Annotated in this window: 15 protein-coding genes and 1 pseudogene; 13 read left to right on the plus strand and 3 right to left on the minus strand. The window is 34.1% G+C overall.

Annotated features, from left to right (window positions below; genetic code table 11):
- The 13 genes from dnaA (at window position 1) to ACMDB5_RS00065 (ending at window position 13015) form a co-directional block, all read left to right on the plus strand.
- On the plus strand, window positions 1-1428 hold the full coding sequence (gene dnaA / locus ACMDB5_RS00005) for a chromosomal replication initiator protein DnaA (protein ID WP_072939759.1): 1428 nt from the start codon (window positions 1-3) through the stop codon (window positions 1426-1428).
- A 7-nt stretch (window positions 1429-1435) separates the two neighbouring features.
- Window positions 1436-1903: a low molecular weight protein-tyrosine-phosphatase gene (locus tag ACMDB5_RS00010; protein WP_413999010.1), complete on the plus strand. Its 468-nt coding sequence runs from the start codon at window positions 1436-1438 to the stop codon at window positions 1901-1903.
- A gap of 82 nt (window positions 1904-1985) precedes the next feature.
- The gene (locus tag ACMDB5_RS00015) at window positions 1986-2708 is read left to right on the plus strand and encodes an SAM-dependent methyltransferase (protein ID WP_413999011.1); all 723 of its coding nucleotides are present in this window, start codon (window positions 1986-1988) and stop codon (window positions 2706-2708) included.
- Window positions 2709-2906: 198 nt separating this feature from the next.
- A complete protein-coding gene (locus tag ACMDB5_RS00020) occupies window positions 2907-3398 on the plus strand; it encodes a YybH family protein (RefSeq protein WP_413999012.1) in 492 nt (163 codons plus the stop codon).
- Between the two features lie 112 nt (window positions 3399-3510).
- Entirely contained in the window at window positions 3511-4638 is a 1128-nt protein-coding gene (locus tag ACMDB5_RS00025; RefSeq protein WP_413999013.1) for a methionine aminotransferase, read from the plus strand.
- A gap of 80 nt (window positions 4639-4718) precedes the next feature.
- Window positions 4719-5600, plus strand: coding sequence for an SDR family oxidoreductase (locus ACMDB5_RS00030; RefSeq protein ID WP_413999014.1), 882 nt, complete (start codon window positions 4719-4721; stop codon window positions 5598-5600).
- A gap of 259 nt (window positions 5601-5859) precedes the next feature.
- On the plus strand, window positions 5860-6468 hold the full coding sequence (udk, locus tag ACMDB5_RS00035; protein WP_413999015.1) for a uridine kinase: 609 nt from the start codon (window positions 5860-5862) through the stop codon (window positions 6466-6468).
- A gap of 147 nt (window positions 6469-6615) precedes the next feature.
- A complete protein-coding gene (locus ACMDB5_RS00040) occupies window positions 6616-6939 on the plus strand; it encodes an FtsB family cell division protein (protein ID WP_413999016.1) in 324 nt (107 codons plus the stop codon).
- Window positions 6940-6971: 32 nt separating this feature from the next.
- Window positions 6972-8336 carry a methylmalonyl-CoA mutase subunit beta gene (locus tag ACMDB5_RS00045; RefSeq protein ID WP_413999017.1) on the plus strand — a complete coding sequence of 455 codons (1365 nt, stop codon included), beginning with the start codon at window positions 6972-6974 and terminating at the stop codon, window positions 8334-8336.
- A gap of 50 nt (window positions 8337-8386) precedes the next feature.
- The gene (scpA, locus tag ACMDB5_RS00050) at window positions 8387-10519 is read left to right on the plus strand and encodes a methylmalonyl-CoA mutase (RefSeq protein ID WP_413999018.1); all 2133 of its coding nucleotides are present in this window, start codon (window positions 8387-8389) and stop codon (window positions 10517-10519) included.
- A gap of 351 nt (window positions 10520-10870) precedes the next feature.
- Window positions 10871-11407 carry a hypothetical protein gene (locus ACMDB5_RS00055; protein ID WP_413999019.1) on the plus strand — a complete coding sequence of 179 codons (537 nt, stop codon included), beginning with the start codon at window positions 10871-10873 and terminating at the stop codon, window positions 11405-11407.
- A 334-nt stretch (window positions 11408-11741) separates the two neighbouring features.
- On the plus strand, window positions 11742-12272 hold the full coding sequence (locus tag ACMDB5_RS00060) for a hypothetical protein (protein ID WP_413999020.1): 531 nt from the start codon (window positions 11742-11744) through the stop codon (window positions 12270-12272).
- A 206-nt stretch (window positions 12273-12478) separates the two neighbouring features.
- Window positions 12479-13015, plus strand: a complete 537-nt coding sequence (locus ACMDB5_RS00065; RefSeq protein ID WP_413999021.1) for a hypothetical protein — start codon at window positions 12479-12481, stop codon at window positions 13013-13015.
- Between the two features lie 67 nt (window positions 13016-13082).
- Here ACMDB5_RS00065 and ACMDB5_RS00070 read toward each other — a convergent pair whose 3' ends face one another.
- The 3 genes and pseudogenes from ACMDB5_RS00070 to mltG form a co-directional block, all read right to left on the minus strand.
- Window positions 13083-13724, minus strand: a complete 642-nt coding sequence (locus tag ACMDB5_RS00070) for a peptidoglycan-binding protein LysM (protein ID WP_414000396.1) — start codon at window positions 13722-13724, stop codon at window positions 13083-13085.
- Between the two features lie 968 nt (window positions 13725-14692).
- Window positions 14693-15612, minus strand: a pseudogene (locus ACMDB5_RS00075) (DUF2279 domain-containing protein).
- 2 nt (window positions 15613-15614) lie between these two features.
- On the minus strand, window positions 15615-16655 hold the full coding sequence (mltG, locus tag ACMDB5_RS00080) for an endolytic transglycosylase MltG (RefSeq protein ID WP_413999022.1): 1041 nt from the start codon (window positions 16653-16655) through the stop codon (window positions 15615-15617).
- Window positions 16656-16664 lie beyond the last annotated feature (9 nt).

The following is a 16664-nucleotide window of genomic DNA, read 5'->3' on the forward strand; positions in this document are numbered from 1 at the left end:
ATGAACAAAACTGCTCAATCAGTATGGGAAAACTGTTTGTCTTTTATCAAAGACAACATTCAAGATCAAGCCTACAAAACTTGGTTTGAACCGATCAAATCAGTTGAACTTACCGATAACGCATTGTACATTCAAGTTCCAAGTAAATTTTTCTACGAATGGCTAGAAGAACATTATGTGAAATTATTAAAAGTGGCATTAACTAAAGAACTTGGCAAAAATGCGAAGTTACTTTATAAAATCAAAATGGAGAACACTTATGGCAATAAACAACCTTTTACGGAACAGTTGCCAAGTGCTAATCGGGCTCCAATGAAACCACAAAATGTTGACGCTCCTTTTAAAAACCTAGATCCAGAATTAAAAAATCCTTTTGTAATTCCAGGAATTAGAAATTTAAAAATTGAATCCCAACTAAATGCCAATTACAGTTTTGATAATTTCCTTGAAGGAGATTCTAATAGACTGGCGCGCTCTGCCGGTATGGCTGTTGCCAATAAACCTGGCGGAACATCATTCAATCCTTTATTGATTTTTGGTGGCGTAGGTTTGGGTAAAACGCACTTGGCTCATGCTATAGGAGTAGAAATAAAAGACAAATATCCTGAAAAAACAGTTTTATATATTTCAGCTGAAATTTTCACCCAACAATATATTGATTCGGTAAAGAAGAACAATAGAAATGATTTCATTCATTTCTACCAACTTATTGATGTTTTAATCATTGATGATGTTCAGTTCCTTTCTGGAAAATCAGGAACGCAAGATGTGTTTTTCCATATTTTCAATTATTTACATCAAAACGGAAAACAGGTTATCCTAACTTCTGATAAAGCACCAGTTGATATGCAAGATATCGAGCAACGCTTGTTATCTCGTTTCAAATGGGGATTATCAGCTGAGTTGCATCAACCGGATTATGAAACCAGGATTTCAATCCTGAAAAATATATTGTACCGTGATGGTGTAGAGATTCCTGAGGAAATCATAGAATATGTGGCTCGTAACATTAAATCAAATGTTAGAGAACTTGAAGGTGCTATTATTTCATTGATTGCACAGTCTTCTTTCAACAAAAAAGAAGTAACCATTGAATTGGCTAAAAGTGTTGTTGAAAAATTTGTCAAAAATGTCAAAAGAGAGATTTCTATCGATTACATTCAAAAAATCGTTTCAGATTATTTCCAATTAGACATCGAAACACTTCAATCAAAAACCAGAAAAAGACATGTAGTTCAAGCAAGACAGTTGGCTATGTTTTTTGCTAAAAAGTTCACCAAAGCTTCTTTAGCAAACATTGGTTCTCAAATTGGAGACCGAGATCACGCTACCGTTTTGCATGCCTGTAAAACAGTTGACAACTTAGTGGCTACCGATAAACAATTCAAAAAATTTGTTGAAGATATCCATAAAAAATTAACGCTATAAAAGCACCATGTCCGTAAAAATTCTAATGGTTTGTTTGGGGAATATTTGCCGATCGCCTTTGGCCGAAGGTATTTTGTCCTCAAAACTTCCAAAAGACAAATTCAGGGTTGACTCTGCCGGTACAGGTTCATGGCATATTGGTCAATCTCCTGATGTGCGTTCTATCGCTACAGCAAAAAAATACGATATTGACATTTCCAATCAAAGAGGAAAACAATTTCAAAAATCAGATTTTGAAACCTACGATTATATCTATGTCATGGATCAATCTAATTACGAAAACGTAATTGAACTATCTGAAAATCCCGATCAAAAAAATAAGGTGAAGATAATCCTAGATGAATTGTTCCCAAACGAAAATGTAGATGTACCCGATCCTTATTTTGGATTGCCAAACGGATTTGAAATCGTATACAAGATGCTTGACGAAGTTTGTGACATCATCGCCGAAAAATTAATAGAGAAACATCGGTAATTTTTATTTTAAAAAAATATTTGTTTCGCATTTTATCTTGCCCATTACATCTTATAATCAGAATAAAAAATAAAAACTTTCAATGAAATCAGCTACTCTTTTAGGAAAACTCTATTTAATCCCTACCACAATGGGAGATTGCGACCCTATGGACGTTTTACCACAAACGATCAAAAGAGCTATAGATCTCATTGACTACTATATTGTCGAGAACGACAAAACGGCGAGAAAATCGATCAAAGCCGTAAGCCCTGAGAAAAAACAGCCCGACTTAGTGCTTTTTACCTTAAACAAACACACCGAAACTAAAGAACATCTCGATTTCATAAAACCATTATTAGAAGGAAAAAACATGGGTTTAATGAGCGAAGCCGGATGCCCAGGCGTTGCCGATCCCGGTGCAGTAATCGTAAAACTGGCTCATGAAAAAGGAATCCAAGTGGTGCCATTAGTAGGACCCTCTTCTATCCTTTTGGCTATGATGGCCTCGGGGATGAATGGACAAAGCTTTACATTTCACGGCTATTTGCCTATTGAAAAAGACGAGAAAAAAGCAAGCTTCAAAAACTTAGAAAAAATATCATTCGAAAAAAATCAGTCTCAAATTTTTATTGAAACCCCTTATCGTAACAACAAATTGTTGGAAGATCTTTTGCAAACATTACATCCCGAAACACATTTATGTATAGCAACTGATATCACTTTGCCTACAGAATATATTAAGACTAAGAAAATTTCAGCTTGGAAAAAAGAGTCAATCGATTTACATAAACGCCCAACTATTTTTATAATTCATAAAATGTAATTTTAAAAACATAATCAATCCTGAAAACTATACCCTCAAGTTATAGTTTTCAGGATTTTTTTATTCATAATTCTCCGAATCAATTCAGAACACAAAATAGTCACAAATAAAACTGATTATCAATAAAATATATTTAATTTTATCCTCCCTTAATCTCCAAAAAGTTATTCCTAATTAAATTTAAAACCAAATATAATTATGAAAAACAAGATATCTAAAGGAGCATTTGTCATCGCTATTATTTCTTTGATGATAGCTTGCCAAGAAAGAGAGATCCCAATGGTCGCAGCCGAAAAAGAGCGAATTAAAAGCGAAATTCAAGCAATGGAAGACGCTTTTGCCAAGGCTTTTAATGAGAAAAACACAGAGGCAATCAGCTATTATGCCGATGATGCCATAAGCTATTCTAACAATAAAATGCCATTAATGGGCAAGAATGCGATTCATGAATCAATAAAAGAAGAACTGGCTAAATTTCCAAAAGGAGCCAAAATAACCTTCAAAACCAAAGAAGTTCATATAGCCAATGATGGAAATCAGGTTGTGGAAGTTGGTGGATATCAAGTCTCGGATTCGACAAATACAAAAATGATGAGCGGAACCTTTATGAGTCTCTTTGAGAAAAAAGACGGAAAATACATTTGTATTAGAGATATGGCAAATTCCGATATACCGATTCCTAAAAAATAAATCAAAAAACCAAAGCATTTCAAAAGAGATGCTTTGGTTTTTTATAAATCCAAGAATTACATTTTCTTAACTCGAAGCATTTACTTACTTTTAGATCACTAAAAAAAAAAGTATGTCTAAACTTCCCAATATTGGCACAAGTATTTTTACGTTAATGTCAAAGATGGCTTCCGAATATAATGCTATCAATCTTTCGCAAGGATTTCCAAATTTTCCGGTGGATGAGCGTTTAACAGATATCGTTGCCAAACTCGCCAAAGAAAATGTGCATCAATACCTTCCGATGGCTGGCTATCCTCCATTACTTTCCAAAATAGCTGCCCTTGTCAAAAAATCGTATGGAAGAATCATTCAGCCCGAAAGTGAAATACTGGTAACTGCGGGCGCTACAGAAGGAATTTTTGCCACAATTCAGGCTTTGGTAAAAACAAATGACGAAGTAATCATTTTAGATCCTAGTTATGATTGTTATGAAGTTCCTGTATTATTGAGCAATGCTAATCCGGTACGTGTATCTCTAAATGATGATTATACCCCTAATTGGACAAAAATTGAGAAAGCCTGTTCTGCAAAAACCAAAATGATTATCATCAACAATCCGCATAATCCGACTGGGAAAATTCTAGGCGAATCGGATTTTGATGCCTTAGAAAAATTACTACATAATTATCCGGAAATCATTGTGCTTTCGGATGAAGTCTATGAATACATTACTTTCGAGAAAAAACATATTTCGGCGCATACCAGAGAAAAACTCCTAAATCGTACCGTGATGGTTTCCTCATTCGGAAAAACATTTCATGTTACAGGCTGGAAAGTGGGTTATCTTGTAGCTCCCGAATATCTGATGAAAGAAATCAAAAAAGTGCATCAGTTTTTGGTTTTTAGCGTCAACAGTATTTCTCAAGTCGCCATTAGTGACTATTTAGACTTGGTTTCTGTTCAGGAAATTGGAAGTTTATACCAGAAAAAAAGAGATTATTTCAGAGAATTACTTCAAACAAGCCGATTCGAACTGATGCCTTGCGAAGGAACTTATTTTCAAGTTGCATCCTATGCTTCCATTTCAAATGAAAATGATGTGGATTTCTGTAAAACATTAATCAGCAAATATGGAGTGGCCGCCATACCCATCTCTACTTTTTATGCCGATGGAAAAGATCTACATTTGATTCGTTTCTGTTTTGCCAAAGACAATGCAACACTTGAGCAAGCTGCTAAAAAACTGTGCGCTATATAACAATCCGGCTTTTGTTTCTTTTTTTATTATGCGTGCATAATATTTATTTCATATATTTACAATTCAAAAAATAAAACGACATGAGTTATACCGATAAAATGCTACGCGATGATGCTCTAAAAGGCAAAGTAATTGTTGTTACTGGTGGTGGCAGTGGCCTAGGAAAAGCAATGACCAAATACTTCTTAGAATTAGGAGCCAAAGTCGCAATTACATCTCGAGATTTAGAAAAATTAAAAAACACCGCAGCGGAACTAGAAGCCGAAACCGGAGGTACTTGTCTGCCGCTACAATGCGATGTGCGTCATTACGAAGAAGTTGAAAGTATGCTACAAGGCGTATTGAAAACCTTTGGAAAAGTAGATGTTTTATTGAATAACGCCGCAGGAAATTTTATTTCTCCAACCGAGAGATTATCTGCCAATGCATTTGATACTATAATTGATATTGTCCTTAAGGGATCTAAAAACTGTACATTGGCCTTTGGTAAACACTGGATAGATACCAAACAAACATCTGCAACGGTTTTAAATATAGTAACTACTTATGCCTGGACAGGTTCTGCCTATGTTGTGCCAAGCGCCACTGCAAAAGCCGGAGTTCTCGCCATGACCCGAAGTCTTGCCGTAGAATGGGCAAAATACGGCATCCGTACCAATGCTATTGCCCCGGGACCATTCCCTACTAAAGGAGCATGGGACAGATTATTGCCGGGAGATTTAGCCCAGAAATTTGACATGTCAAAAAAAGTACCTCTAAAACGTGTTGGCGACCACCAAGAATTGGCCAATTTGGCAGCCTACTTAGTATCTGATTTCTCAGCTTATGTAAATGGTGAAGTTGTGGTTATTGATGGTGGCGAATGGTTAAAGGGTGCCGGGCAATTTAATCTATTAGAAGCCATTCCGGAAGAACTTTGGGATCAACTGGAAATGATGATAAAAGCAAAAAAGAATAAATAATTAAGATCTGAATTCTTTTTTAGAAGAGGAAGCCTGAAAAGACTTCCTCTTTTTGTATAAAAAAATGCCGATAATAAAACTCCAGAATTTCATTCACAGATAAAAAACACAAAACAAATACAAACAATAAAGGTTTGAAATAATGAGCCTGATTGGCTCTTTACCTTAACTGATAAGCAAACTAAATATTTATTAGAAAACAAAATTCGCTCCCAATAAAATTCCTATTTTTGCCCCAACAATTATAACACAATATTATATGCTTATTATAGGGATTGCAGGCGGAACGGGAAGCGGGAAAACAACCGTAGTTCATCAGATTATGAATGAGTTACCGGAAGCAGAAGTAGGTATTATTTCGCAAGATTCATACTATAAAGAAAATCACGGACTATCATTTGATGAAAGAGCCTTAATCAATTTTGATCATCCAAGAGCCATTGATTTTGAATTATTGGTTGCACATCTCAAGGAATTAAAAGCCGGAAATAACATCGATCAGCCTGTTTATTCTTTTGTGACCCACAATAGAACAGATGATACCGTTTTTACCCATCCCAGAAAAGTTATGATTGTAGAAGGAATTCTAATTTTGGCAAATGCCGAATTAAGAGAACTTTTTGATATCAAAGTATATGTTCACGCTGATTCTGACGAAAGATTAATTCGCCGTCTAAAACGCGATATTGCTGAGCGTGGTCGCGACATGGAAGAAGTTTTAAGCCGTTACCAAACGACATTAAAACCAATGCATGAACAATTTATAGAGCCTACAAAAGCATTTGCCGATATCATTATTCCAAATGACAAATACAATACAGTTGCTATAGATGTGGTTCGTGCCGTCATAAATCAAAAAATTCTATAATTTTTTGTAATTTTATAACATTACAATTTTCAGGAGCTAATCCCGCTTTACACTTCAATCTTTATATTCTGAACTTGTTTCAGGATCCTGAAACAAGTTCAGAATATAAAGGATTTTCGTTGCAATCGGGGCTAAAAACAAAATAAAATGACAAATCCATACAAAAACAAACCTTGGTTCAAATTCCTAAGTAACAAATACATATGGGTTTTACTGTTTTTCATAACCTGGATGCTTTTCTTGGATAACTATTCTTATTTTGATCATCGAATTTTAGACAATCAGATTAATGAACTTGAGGACAACAAAGAATATTACCAACAAGAAATAAAGAAAGATGAAGAGCAAATCAAACAGCTCAAAAATCCGGAACAAATAGAAAAATATGCTCGCGAAAAGTACTATATGAAAAAGGACAACGAGGATATATACCTGATTGAGTTTGAAGGTGACAGTATAGAAAAAAAATAATAAATCTTGAATTATTAAAAATCAGAATCAAAATGAACAGTAATTTATTCGAAGATTTCGATCCCGTTTCTTCCAAACAATGGAAACAAAAAATCCAGTTTGAGCTCAAAGGCGCGGATTACAATGAAACCTTAATTTGGAATTCCCCCGAGGATATTAAGGTAAAACCTTTTTACCATAAAGACGAATTCACAAACCCGGTTCCGGTTACCACAAAGGCATCCGATTTTAAAATCTGCCAAAATATTTTTGTTTTCGATATGGAAAAATCTATCGAAAGAGCTTTAGACACCCTAAACAGAGGTGCCGAAAGTCTTCGTTTTACCATTGAGGATGAAACCACAAACATCGCGAAACTTCTTGAAAAATTACCTTTAAAAGGAGTAGCTGTTTACTTTAATTTGAATTTTCTCTCAATCGATTTCGTCCAAAAAATAGATACTATTGCAAGACAGAAAGAGGCGAAAATATTCTATAATATAGATCCTATTGGGCAATTAGCCAGAGAAGGAAATTGGTTTACTACAAGTGAAAAAAATAATTTTGATTCACTTAACTTACTTTCTACAAGCATCCCTAACAGTTCCATTATCAGCATCGATTCCGGCTTATATCAAAACGCTGGTGCGAATTTAGTGCAACAAATTGCCTATAGCATGGCGCATGCCAATGAATATTTTAATAGAATTCCTATTATCAACCAAGCCATCGTTTTTGAGATTGCCGTGGGAACCAATTATTTTTTTGAAATTGCAAAACTGCGCGCATTTCGATTATTATTCAATTTAATTGCCAAAGAGTACAACCACGATCTCGATTGCCATCTCTTGGTTTCTCCAAGCAAACGCAACAAAACATTATACGATTACAATGTAAATATGCTGCGTACCACTACCGAGTGCATGTCAGCAATATTAGGAGGTGCAGATGCTATTGCAAATTTACCTTATGATTCTTTATACCATAAAGACAATGAATTTGGTGATCGAATAGCCCGAAATCAATTACTGGTTCTTAAAAATGAAAGTTATTTTGATAAAGTAAACAATCCTGCAGACGGAAGTTATTACATCGAATCATTGACTAACCAATTGGCCGAAAAAGCATTGGTTTTATTCAAAGACATCGAAGCTAACGGAGGATTCTTGAAACAATTGAACGAAGGAATCATCAAAAGAAAAATCCAGGAAAGTGCCGATAAAGAGCAGGAACTCTATGATTCAGGAAAAGAGGTACTATTAGGAACCAATAAGTACCCCAATAAAGATGACAAGATGAAACAGGATTTAGAACTATTTCCTTTTGTAAAAATCAAACCCAGAAAAACCTTGATTACTCCGATAATCGAAAAACGCTTGGCGGAGAAAACAGAACAAGAACGTCTGGATTTAGAATAATTTCAAATCATTGCAATCAGTTAATTAAACCGCTTAAATTAGTGTCAAAAATGATCAGAAATGACCTCAAACATATTCAATTAGACAGCCAAAAGTCGAAAACCTCAAACCAAGATTCATTGACGGAAGGTTTTTTAACGGCCGAAGGCATCGAATTAAAACCCAACTATTCCGAAAAAGATATTGAAAATCTCCATCATCTGGACTTTGGGGCTGGCTTTGCGCCAAATTTACGTGGACCTTATGCAACGATGTACGTGCGCAGACCATGGACAATTCGCCAATATGCCGGATTTTCAACAGCCGAAGAAAGTAATGCTTTCTATAGAAGAAATCTAGCCGCAGGCCAAAAGGGATTATCGATCGCTTTTGATTTACCCACACACCGCGGCTATGATTCAGATCATGAACGTGTAGTAGGCGATGTAGGAAAAGCAGGAGTTGCCATTGATTCGGTTGAAGACATGAAAGTGTTATTTGACCAAATTCCATTAGACGAAATGTCGGTTTCAATGACCATGAACGGCGCCGTTTTGCCCATCATGGCTTTCTATATCGTGGCTGCCGAAGAGCATGGCGTAAAACCAGAGCAACTTTCGGGAACCATCCAAAATGACATCCTTAAAGAATTCATGGTGCGCAACACCTATATTTATCCGCCAAGTCCTTCGATGAAAATCATTGCTGATATATTTGAATTTACGAGCAAGAAAATGCCCAAATTCAATTCGATATCTATTTCTGGTTATCACATGCAAGAAGCTGGAGCTACAGCCGATATTGAATTAGCCTATACTCTCGCCGATGGATTGGAATACATCAGAACTGGATTAGCCACGGGAATGAAAATTGATGAATTTGCTCCTCGTCTATCCTTTTTCTGGGCTATTGGCATGAACCATTTCATGGAAATTGCCAAAATGCGTGCTGGAAGAATGATTTGGGCCAAATTGGTGAAACAATTCAATCCCAAAGACGATAAATCTTTGGCATTAAGAACTCATTGCCAAACCAGCGGATGGAGTCTAACAGAACAAGATCCGTTTAATAATGTTGCCCGTACCTGCATTGAAGCTGCTGCTGCTGCTTTTGGCGGAACACAATCTTTGCATACAAACGCTCTTGACGAAGCCATTGCCCTACCAACGGATTTCTCTGCAAGAATTGCCCGAAATACCCAAATATTTTTACAAGAAGAAACTAAAATAACAAAAACGGTTGACCCTTGGGGCGGTAGCTATTATGTAGAAAATCTGACCCATGAAATTGCCGAAAATGCCTGGAAGCTGATTCAAGAAGTAGAAGAACTTGGAGGCATGACCAAAGCCATTGAAGCCGGAATACCAAAACTTAGAATCGAAGAAGCAGCAGCCAGAAAACAAGCCCGTATTGATAGCGGACAAGATATTATTGTAGGTGTCAACAAATACCGATTGGATAAAGAAGATCCTTTGCATATCTTGGATGTCGATAACCAAATGGTGCGCAAGCAACAATTAGAACAACTAGATCGTATTAAGGCAAGCAGAAATACCGAAAAAGTACAGGAATCACTAAAAAAATTAATTCTTTGTGCCCAAACCGGAGAAGGAAATCTACTAGAATTTGCCGTAGACGCTGCCAGAAACCGAACCACTTTGGGAGAAATCAGTGATGCCTTAGAAACAGTTTTTGGAAGATATAAAGCACAAATTAAATCCTTTAGCGGTGTGTATAGTAAAGAGATAAAAGACGACAAAAGCTTCGAAAAAGCAAAACAACTAGCCGATACCTTTGCTAAACAAGAAGGTCGTCGCCCTAGAATTATGATTGCCAAAATGGGGCAAGACGGACACGATCGTGGTGCCAAAGTAGTTGCCACTGGTTATGCAGATGTAGGTTTTGATGTAGATATTGGTCCTTTATTTCAAACTCCAGCCGAAGCAGCTAAACAAGCCGTGGAAAATGATGTGCATATTTTAGGTGTTTCCTCTCTTGCTGCCGGTCATAAAACCTTAGTTCCTCAAGTAATTGAAGAACTAAAAAAATACGGACGCGAAGATATTATGGTTGTTGTGGGTGGCGTTATTCCTGCCCAAGATTACCAATACTTATTTGATGCCGGAGCACTTGCCGTTTTTGGCCCTGGTACAAAAATTAGTGAAGCTGCTATACAAATATTGGAAATTTTGATTGGAGAATAGCCAATAATTAAAAGATACAAAAGAACAAAAAAACACCAACTTAGTTGGTGTTTTTTTGTTATTACCCAACAATTTAAACAATCGATAAAAAAACAAGTACTATTTATTATTATCAATAACAAAACACCTCTGATAGCATTCACAAATTAACAAAAAAATACACAACTTATTGATTATTAGATATTTAAAAAACAATACCTTTATTGATAACCACGATTTTATCAAAAAAATTTCCAAAGATTAACTTTATTTAAAAAACTTTAGAATGAATTTATATCATGAAAAGGGGAAGTAACTGTATGCCTTAAAATTCATTCAACAGCATATTATTAATAATTAAAATCGACTATTATGAAAGCGTATATTATTGTTTTTTTATTTTTAGGATTTACAAACTTATCCTATTCCCAGAATGAAACAGAACTAGAACCTTACAATGGCAATATTAGTATGGAAATTTCACCTACAGTAGCTATTAGAAGTATTAAAGATAATTCTTCGGTATATTTAGCAGATAGGAATCCGGATCCAAAAGTTAGAAAGCTTCAAGATAGTTTTATAGCACATGATCTTGGTAAAAAACTCTTGGACTATGAAACTTACTTAGTTCATATGGAAATGAAAGGATCTACATTAACGGCTACTTACAACGAAAAAGGCACATTGGTTCGCGTGGTTGAGAATTATATAAATGTAAAGCTTCCGCCAAAGGTAATTCACTCCGTTAATAAAAAATTTCATGGATGGGAAATCGTTTCTGACAAGTTTTTATATTCTCAAGAAAAAGGAGATATTTTAAAAAAACAATATGATATTGAAATAAAAAAAGGGGATGAAACCCGTAAATTAACAGTTGAGCCTGATGGTAAAATTATAGCAGAAATGTAATTTAGAAAAATACTTAACTTCAAAAAAATTACACAAAAAATAGGCTGTTTTTTTATTTAATCATTATAAAATAATAAAATTATTCAAAATTGAAGAATATTTCAAAACAGACTTTCATAATTAACAAAAATTACGCAAAGCATTAACTATCAGATAAATACATTTTAAGTACCTTTATACTTACCTAATAAGTTGTAATAGAATAAGCTCCAAAATTGACTTTTTTTTTAAATGCATACTATAGAGTTAAATAATAATAATAAAAAGGGGAAGCAAACAATAGACCTTAAAATTTATTCTATAGTAAAGATTGAAACAATTAAAATCAACTATTATGAAAGCATATGTTATTGCTTTGTTAGTTTTAGGACTGACAAATTTATCTTACTCACAAGATAAAAAAAATAAGGAAGAAGGCAATGTAAGTATCGAGAACTTGCCTGCAGTAGTTATTAAAAGTGCCGGGGAAGATTTTTCTGTTTATTTACCAGACAGAAATGCAGACCCAAAAGTCAGAAAGCTGGAAGATCATTTTATTGCCTATAACTTGGGTAAAGACTATGAAGGCTATGACACTTATCTAGTATACATGGAAGTAAAAGGAGGCACATTGACAGCCACTTATAATGAAAAAGGAAAATTAATTCATGTTGTGGAAAATTATAAGGGCATACAACTTCCTTCTAAAGTAATTTATACTGTTTATACTAAATTCCCTGGATGGGAAATCATAAATGACAAATATCTATATTCCCAAAAAGAAGGAGACATTGTTAAAAAACAATATAATCTTAAAATAAAAAAAGACAAGCAAACTCAAAAATTAGTGGTTAATGCTAATGGGGAAATCATAGAAGACAAATAGCTAGAGAAATGAATCAAGACTGCCTTAAAGAATTAAGGCAGTCTTCTTTGTCTTAAACAACCATTTTTTATTACCCAAAATAGCATTACTTTTTATATAAAAGATTTATCTCAAAATAAATCATAATAACTCCAAAATAAACACTCTCATTAAAATGAGGTTTTATTTAAAAAACTTTTCTGAGTATTAATTTTAATCTAAATATCATGAAATCATTTACGATTACTTTACTCTTTTTAGCTTTATGCGTTTCGTCCTATTCCCAAGACAAAACAAAAAAAGACACACAACAAGGAAAAATTAAAATTGAAGAATTACCAGCTGTGGTAATTAAGAGAGTCGGTTCTGATTTTTCAGTATATCTTCCAGATAAAAACCCCGATATGGATGTCAGAAATATGCAAGAAAAATTTATAGCTTATGACATCGGTAAAGATTATGAAGGTAATGAATCCTATTTATTGATAATGGAGTCAAAAAAAGGCTCTTTGGCAGCAACTTATGACGATAAAGGAAAGCTAACTCGCGTTGTGGAGCAATATAAAAATATTCAACTTCCTAACGAAGTGATTCATTCTGTATATAGAACCTATCCTGATTGGTCAATTGTAAACGATAAATTTTTATACACCCAAGAAAAAGGAGATATTCTTAAAAAACAATATAATCTCAAAATAAAAAAAGGGAAAGAAACCATCAAGTTAACAGTTCGTCCAAATGGTGAAATTCTAAAATCAAACTAAAACAATACCATTAAACAAAAAAAGACAGCCAAAATCTGGCTGTCTTTTTACTTTTTTACAAGCTATATTAATTTAAACTAGCAATAGCATTAACGTTTGCTTCTATTATTGAAGTATCATATCCTCCAAATGCCTTCATATAACTTCTTATCGAAGTCCCGTAAGCATCTCTAAAGTATCGCTTACCATTACTTTTGAAGAATTTTTTCACAGAACCAGCACCACCGAGATGAGCCGCAGCTAAAATTCCAGATTCCGTTACTAAGATTCCAGCAACCACTTTACCCTCGTATTTATCGATTACATCCTGCAAAATCCACTTGTTTTTTGACAGAAGAGCCACAAAAGCTCTTTCTTGCATCTTTGGACTCTTTAAAAACAAAGTAGTATCGTGAATTCCTACTGACTTTAATGTTTCGTTACCAAATTGGTATTTTCCTAAATAACCCAGAGAATTAACCATCTTGTATTTCCCTTCCGATTCTCTAAAACCAACTGCTTCTTTGAAAGCAATAAATAAATTTCCGGTAAAAGGAATATTCAAATTGGTGTAATCATCTGCTTCAAGCGATGGAAATAAGTATTGAATTCCATCTGTGTTTTTTATCAGAAACCATTCATCTGAATCTATTTTAAGGGGTTTAAAACCGGAGCTTAAAAAAGCTATAATAATAGTTAAACTTGTATAAAAATACCACTTCTTTATCATAAATTGTTTTTCTTCAAAACGCTGTCCCGTTATGAAATTTCTGGGTGCAAAGATACCATTGTTTTTCATAATATTGATAATCAGTATGTTAAACTTTATTTAAAAACCAATCATAGCCCTTTAAGTCTCTCTCTAGAAGAGCGTTCCGTCATTACAATTGTGATTAAAACAAGACCCAAAACCCAAAAAAAGTACCCTTTAAAAAAGGAAAATTGGTTTTGATTTTGGTTAAAAACGTCGTCAAAATGAATCTGAGAACGGATAAAAAAATGCTACTAATTCACTCTATTTGCATTTAAAATTTTGCTTTTAGCCTCACAAATTATGTCCTCTATTCTAAGACTAAAATTAGCCTCCAGATTTTCTCGAACTTCTCAAAAAAAGACAGAAACTAACAACTACTAAACCGCTTTGTTAACCTATACTATTTTTGGCTTGTCTCTTAAAAAAAATTGAAAGAAAAATGATTCAAATGAAATAGAATTTAGAAACATTTTTTTTGCTCTTTCAATACTAATCTTTTCAAAAAAGCAATATAATTCCAAGACCATTAGCTCTAAAGTTATGATTGCGATTTTCTTTCTTTAAAAAAGACAGCGATAAATTCAAATAGATTTTTTCTTCTAAAGTAAACTGATATCCTTACACTTAACTTTTAAATTATACACGAATCTCAAATACTTTAAAAATCACCAAATAGGTTTTATAAAAATTTTAAATTAGCATAAGTTGATGCTGTTATAACTAAAAAAGTCCAGAATAAAATCCTCCCCCAAGTGGGTTACGCCAATTCTACAGTATCATTAATATTTTCTAGAATTATCATTAATTTAACTGAAACCCTGATATTGTTAGATTTCTGTCAAGAAATCACCTTTTAATTTAAATTAAATCAATAAAAAAAGATTTATTGATATTTTTCTATAGCTAAATGTAAAACAAAAAAAACACTTCTCAATACATCCGTTCTAATAATAGATAAAACGACATTTTATTCGGTCAAACCGCTGTATTTCAATTGTGGGAGCAGGAATTTTTAAAGTATTAAGAACAGAAAAGAGCGTTTTCAAAAAATGGGATCTTGTTTCTATTTTGGTCAAATCTACATCCAAGCTCAAATAAAACTGTCTAAATCTTTCTGTTTTTGGAGTCAAAAACAAGTTATCATTTTCTCTCTTCCCATTAATCATTCCCTCGGCTCCATAACCAATTGCCAAATTAAGCCATTTGGGAATTTTAGAATCTTTGTAAAAAGAATGCAAGTTGACCGAAAGCCAATAGGTTTGCCCATTGTAATCTTTTAATAGCTGTTGCGGCAGCGAACTCCCTAAAACATTGGGATTATACTTAGCATATTGAGTTGTATGGAATGAGAATTTAGGAATTATCCTTTGTTCGTCCCAAATTAATTCTTGCGAAACATACAAAGCCGTTCCCGAAACATTTGCAACTATATCTCCAACAGAAGCCCCCCATTCTGATGAAAATCCATCCAAGACCTCAACAGCTGTCAAAAATGCGAATCCTAAGCCTGATCCATAAAGTAGTTGCTCTTTTTTTCAGCTCCACTCCATTCTAGCATTTCGGCACCAAACCTGCCCAATTGATAAGACGAATAGAAATGTCCTACTTTGTCCATTTGCAACCATTCGGCATTATCATTTATAAAATGAAACTTAGATTTGGGATAATCTGCATACCAAAGTTGGTCCAAACCTACCAAAGTTCCCGAAGCCAGAGCGATTTCGGAGATGATTACTGTGTTTCTCTTTTTGACATTTAAGCTGTCAGAAGGCGTCAAAAAACCGTCAATTGTATTTTGAGCAAAAGCGCTATAATATCCCAAAACTAAAAAGAGTAAAAAAAGGGACCTTTTTTTACTCTTCAAAACTATCTTTTTACTCCTTGGCTGTTGATCCAATCCGAATATTTTTTAGCATTTACATTATGCTCTTTTAAAGTAGCCGCAAATTCATGGTAACCAAAACGGTCTACACTAGCACAGAAATAAAGGAAATCATTCTTTTCCGGATTCAAGACTGCCTCCAGAGCAGTTATGTCCGGCATGGCAATAGGACCTGGAGGAAGTCCCGTATTCATATAAGTATTATAAGGAGAAGTCATTGTTAAATCATTATAAAAAACCCTTTTTATCACTTGGTCAAAATCATTGTCTCTTTTTTTAATGGCATATATAACTGTAGGATCAGCTTGAAGTGGCATCCCTACTCTCAAACGATTCAAGTAAACTCCAGCTATTCTAGGTCTTTCGTCTTTCTTAACCGATTCTTTATGTACAATAGAGGCTAATATTGTAGCTTCAATAGGAGTCAATCCTTGTTTTTTAGCCTTAGCAACACGTTCCGTATTCCAAAAATTACGGTATTCCTTGATCATTTTCTCTCGAAATTTTACTGCCGATGTATTCCAATAAATTTCGTAGGTATTGGGAATAAACATTGCCAAAACATTTTCTTCATTAAAACCATTTTCTTTCAAGAAAATAGAATCCTTAAAAGAAGTCAGTAATGATAAACTATCCGCCTCGATTTGCGAACCAACGCGACCTGCAAAATTCTCTAAACGCTCTTGATTATTGAAGGCTAATTTTACGGGAATATTAGCTCTCATGGCTTTCACCAATGCATAACTGTTCATCCCTTTTGTGAATAAAAAACGCCCTGATTTCACATTTTCAGGATAGCTCATTTTATTTGCCACCATTTCAAATCGATCTATGTTTTCTACATAAGGCGAAACTATTTTTTTTACGGCTTCGTAACTAGCATCCGTGGGTACATAAACAAATACTTCCTGCTCAGTAAATTTAGTGTTAGCCGAAAAAATTTGTTTAATCAAAATAAATCCATAAACGATTAATCCGGTGACTATAACAACTGATACTATTGAAATGATTTTTTTAAAGTTCAAAATTTAAAA

It is taken from the genome of Flavobacterium sp. W1B (assembly GCF_047344965.1).
Lineage (GTDB): Bacteria > Bacteroidota > Bacteroidia > Flavobacteriales > Flavobacteriaceae > Flavobacterium.

Coding starts and splice junctions, on each gene's coding strand:
- dnaA (WP_072939759.1), top strand. CDS start 1: ATGAACAAAACTGCTCAATCAGTATGGGAAAACTGTTTGTCTTTTATC.
- ACMDB5_RS00010 (WP_413999010.1), top strand. CDS start 1,436: ATGTCCGTAAAAATTCTAATGGTTTGTTTGGGGAATATTTGCCGATCG.
- ACMDB5_RS00015 (WP_413999011.1), top strand. CDS start 1,986: ATGAAATCAGCTACTCTTTTAGGAAAACTCTATTTAATCCCTACCACA.
- ACMDB5_RS00020 (WP_413999012.1), top strand. CDS start 2,907: ATGAAAAACAAGATATCTAAAGGAGCATTTGTCATCGCTATTATTTCT.
- ACMDB5_RS00025 (WP_413999013.1), top strand. CDS start 3,511: ATGTCTAAACTTCCCAATATTGGCACAAGTATTTTTACGTTAATGTCA.
- ACMDB5_RS00030 (WP_413999014.1), top strand. CDS start 4,719: ATGAGTTATACCGATAAAATGCTACGCGATGATGCTCTAAAAGGCAAA.
- udk (WP_413999015.1), top strand. CDS start 5,860: ATGCTTATTATAGGGATTGCAGGCGGAACGGGAAGCGGGAAAACAACC.
- ACMDB5_RS00040 (WP_413999016.1), top strand. CDS start 6,616: ATGACAAATCCATACAAAAACAAACCTTGGTTCAAATTCCTAAGTAAC.
- ACMDB5_RS00045 (WP_413999017.1), top strand. CDS start 6,972: ATGAACAGTAATTTATTCGAAGATTTCGATCCCGTTTCTTCCAAACAA.
- scpA (WP_413999018.1), top strand. CDS start 8,387: ATGATCAGAAATGACCTCAAACATATTCAATTAGACAGCCAAAAGTCG.
- ACMDB5_RS00055 (WP_413999019.1), top strand. CDS start 10,871: ATGAAAGCGTATATTATTGTTTTTTTATTTTTAGGATTTACAAACTTA.
- ACMDB5_RS00060 (WP_413999020.1), top strand. CDS start 11,742: ATGAAAGCATATGTTATTGCTTTGTTAGTTTTAGGACTGACAAATTTA.
- ACMDB5_RS00065 (WP_413999021.1), top strand. CDS start 12,479: ATGAAATCATTTACGATTACTTTACTCTTTTTAGCTTTATGCGTTTCG.
- ACMDB5_RS00070 (WP_414000396.1), bottom strand. CDS start 13,724: ATGATAAAGAAGTGGTATTTTTATACAAGTTTAACTATTATTATAGCT.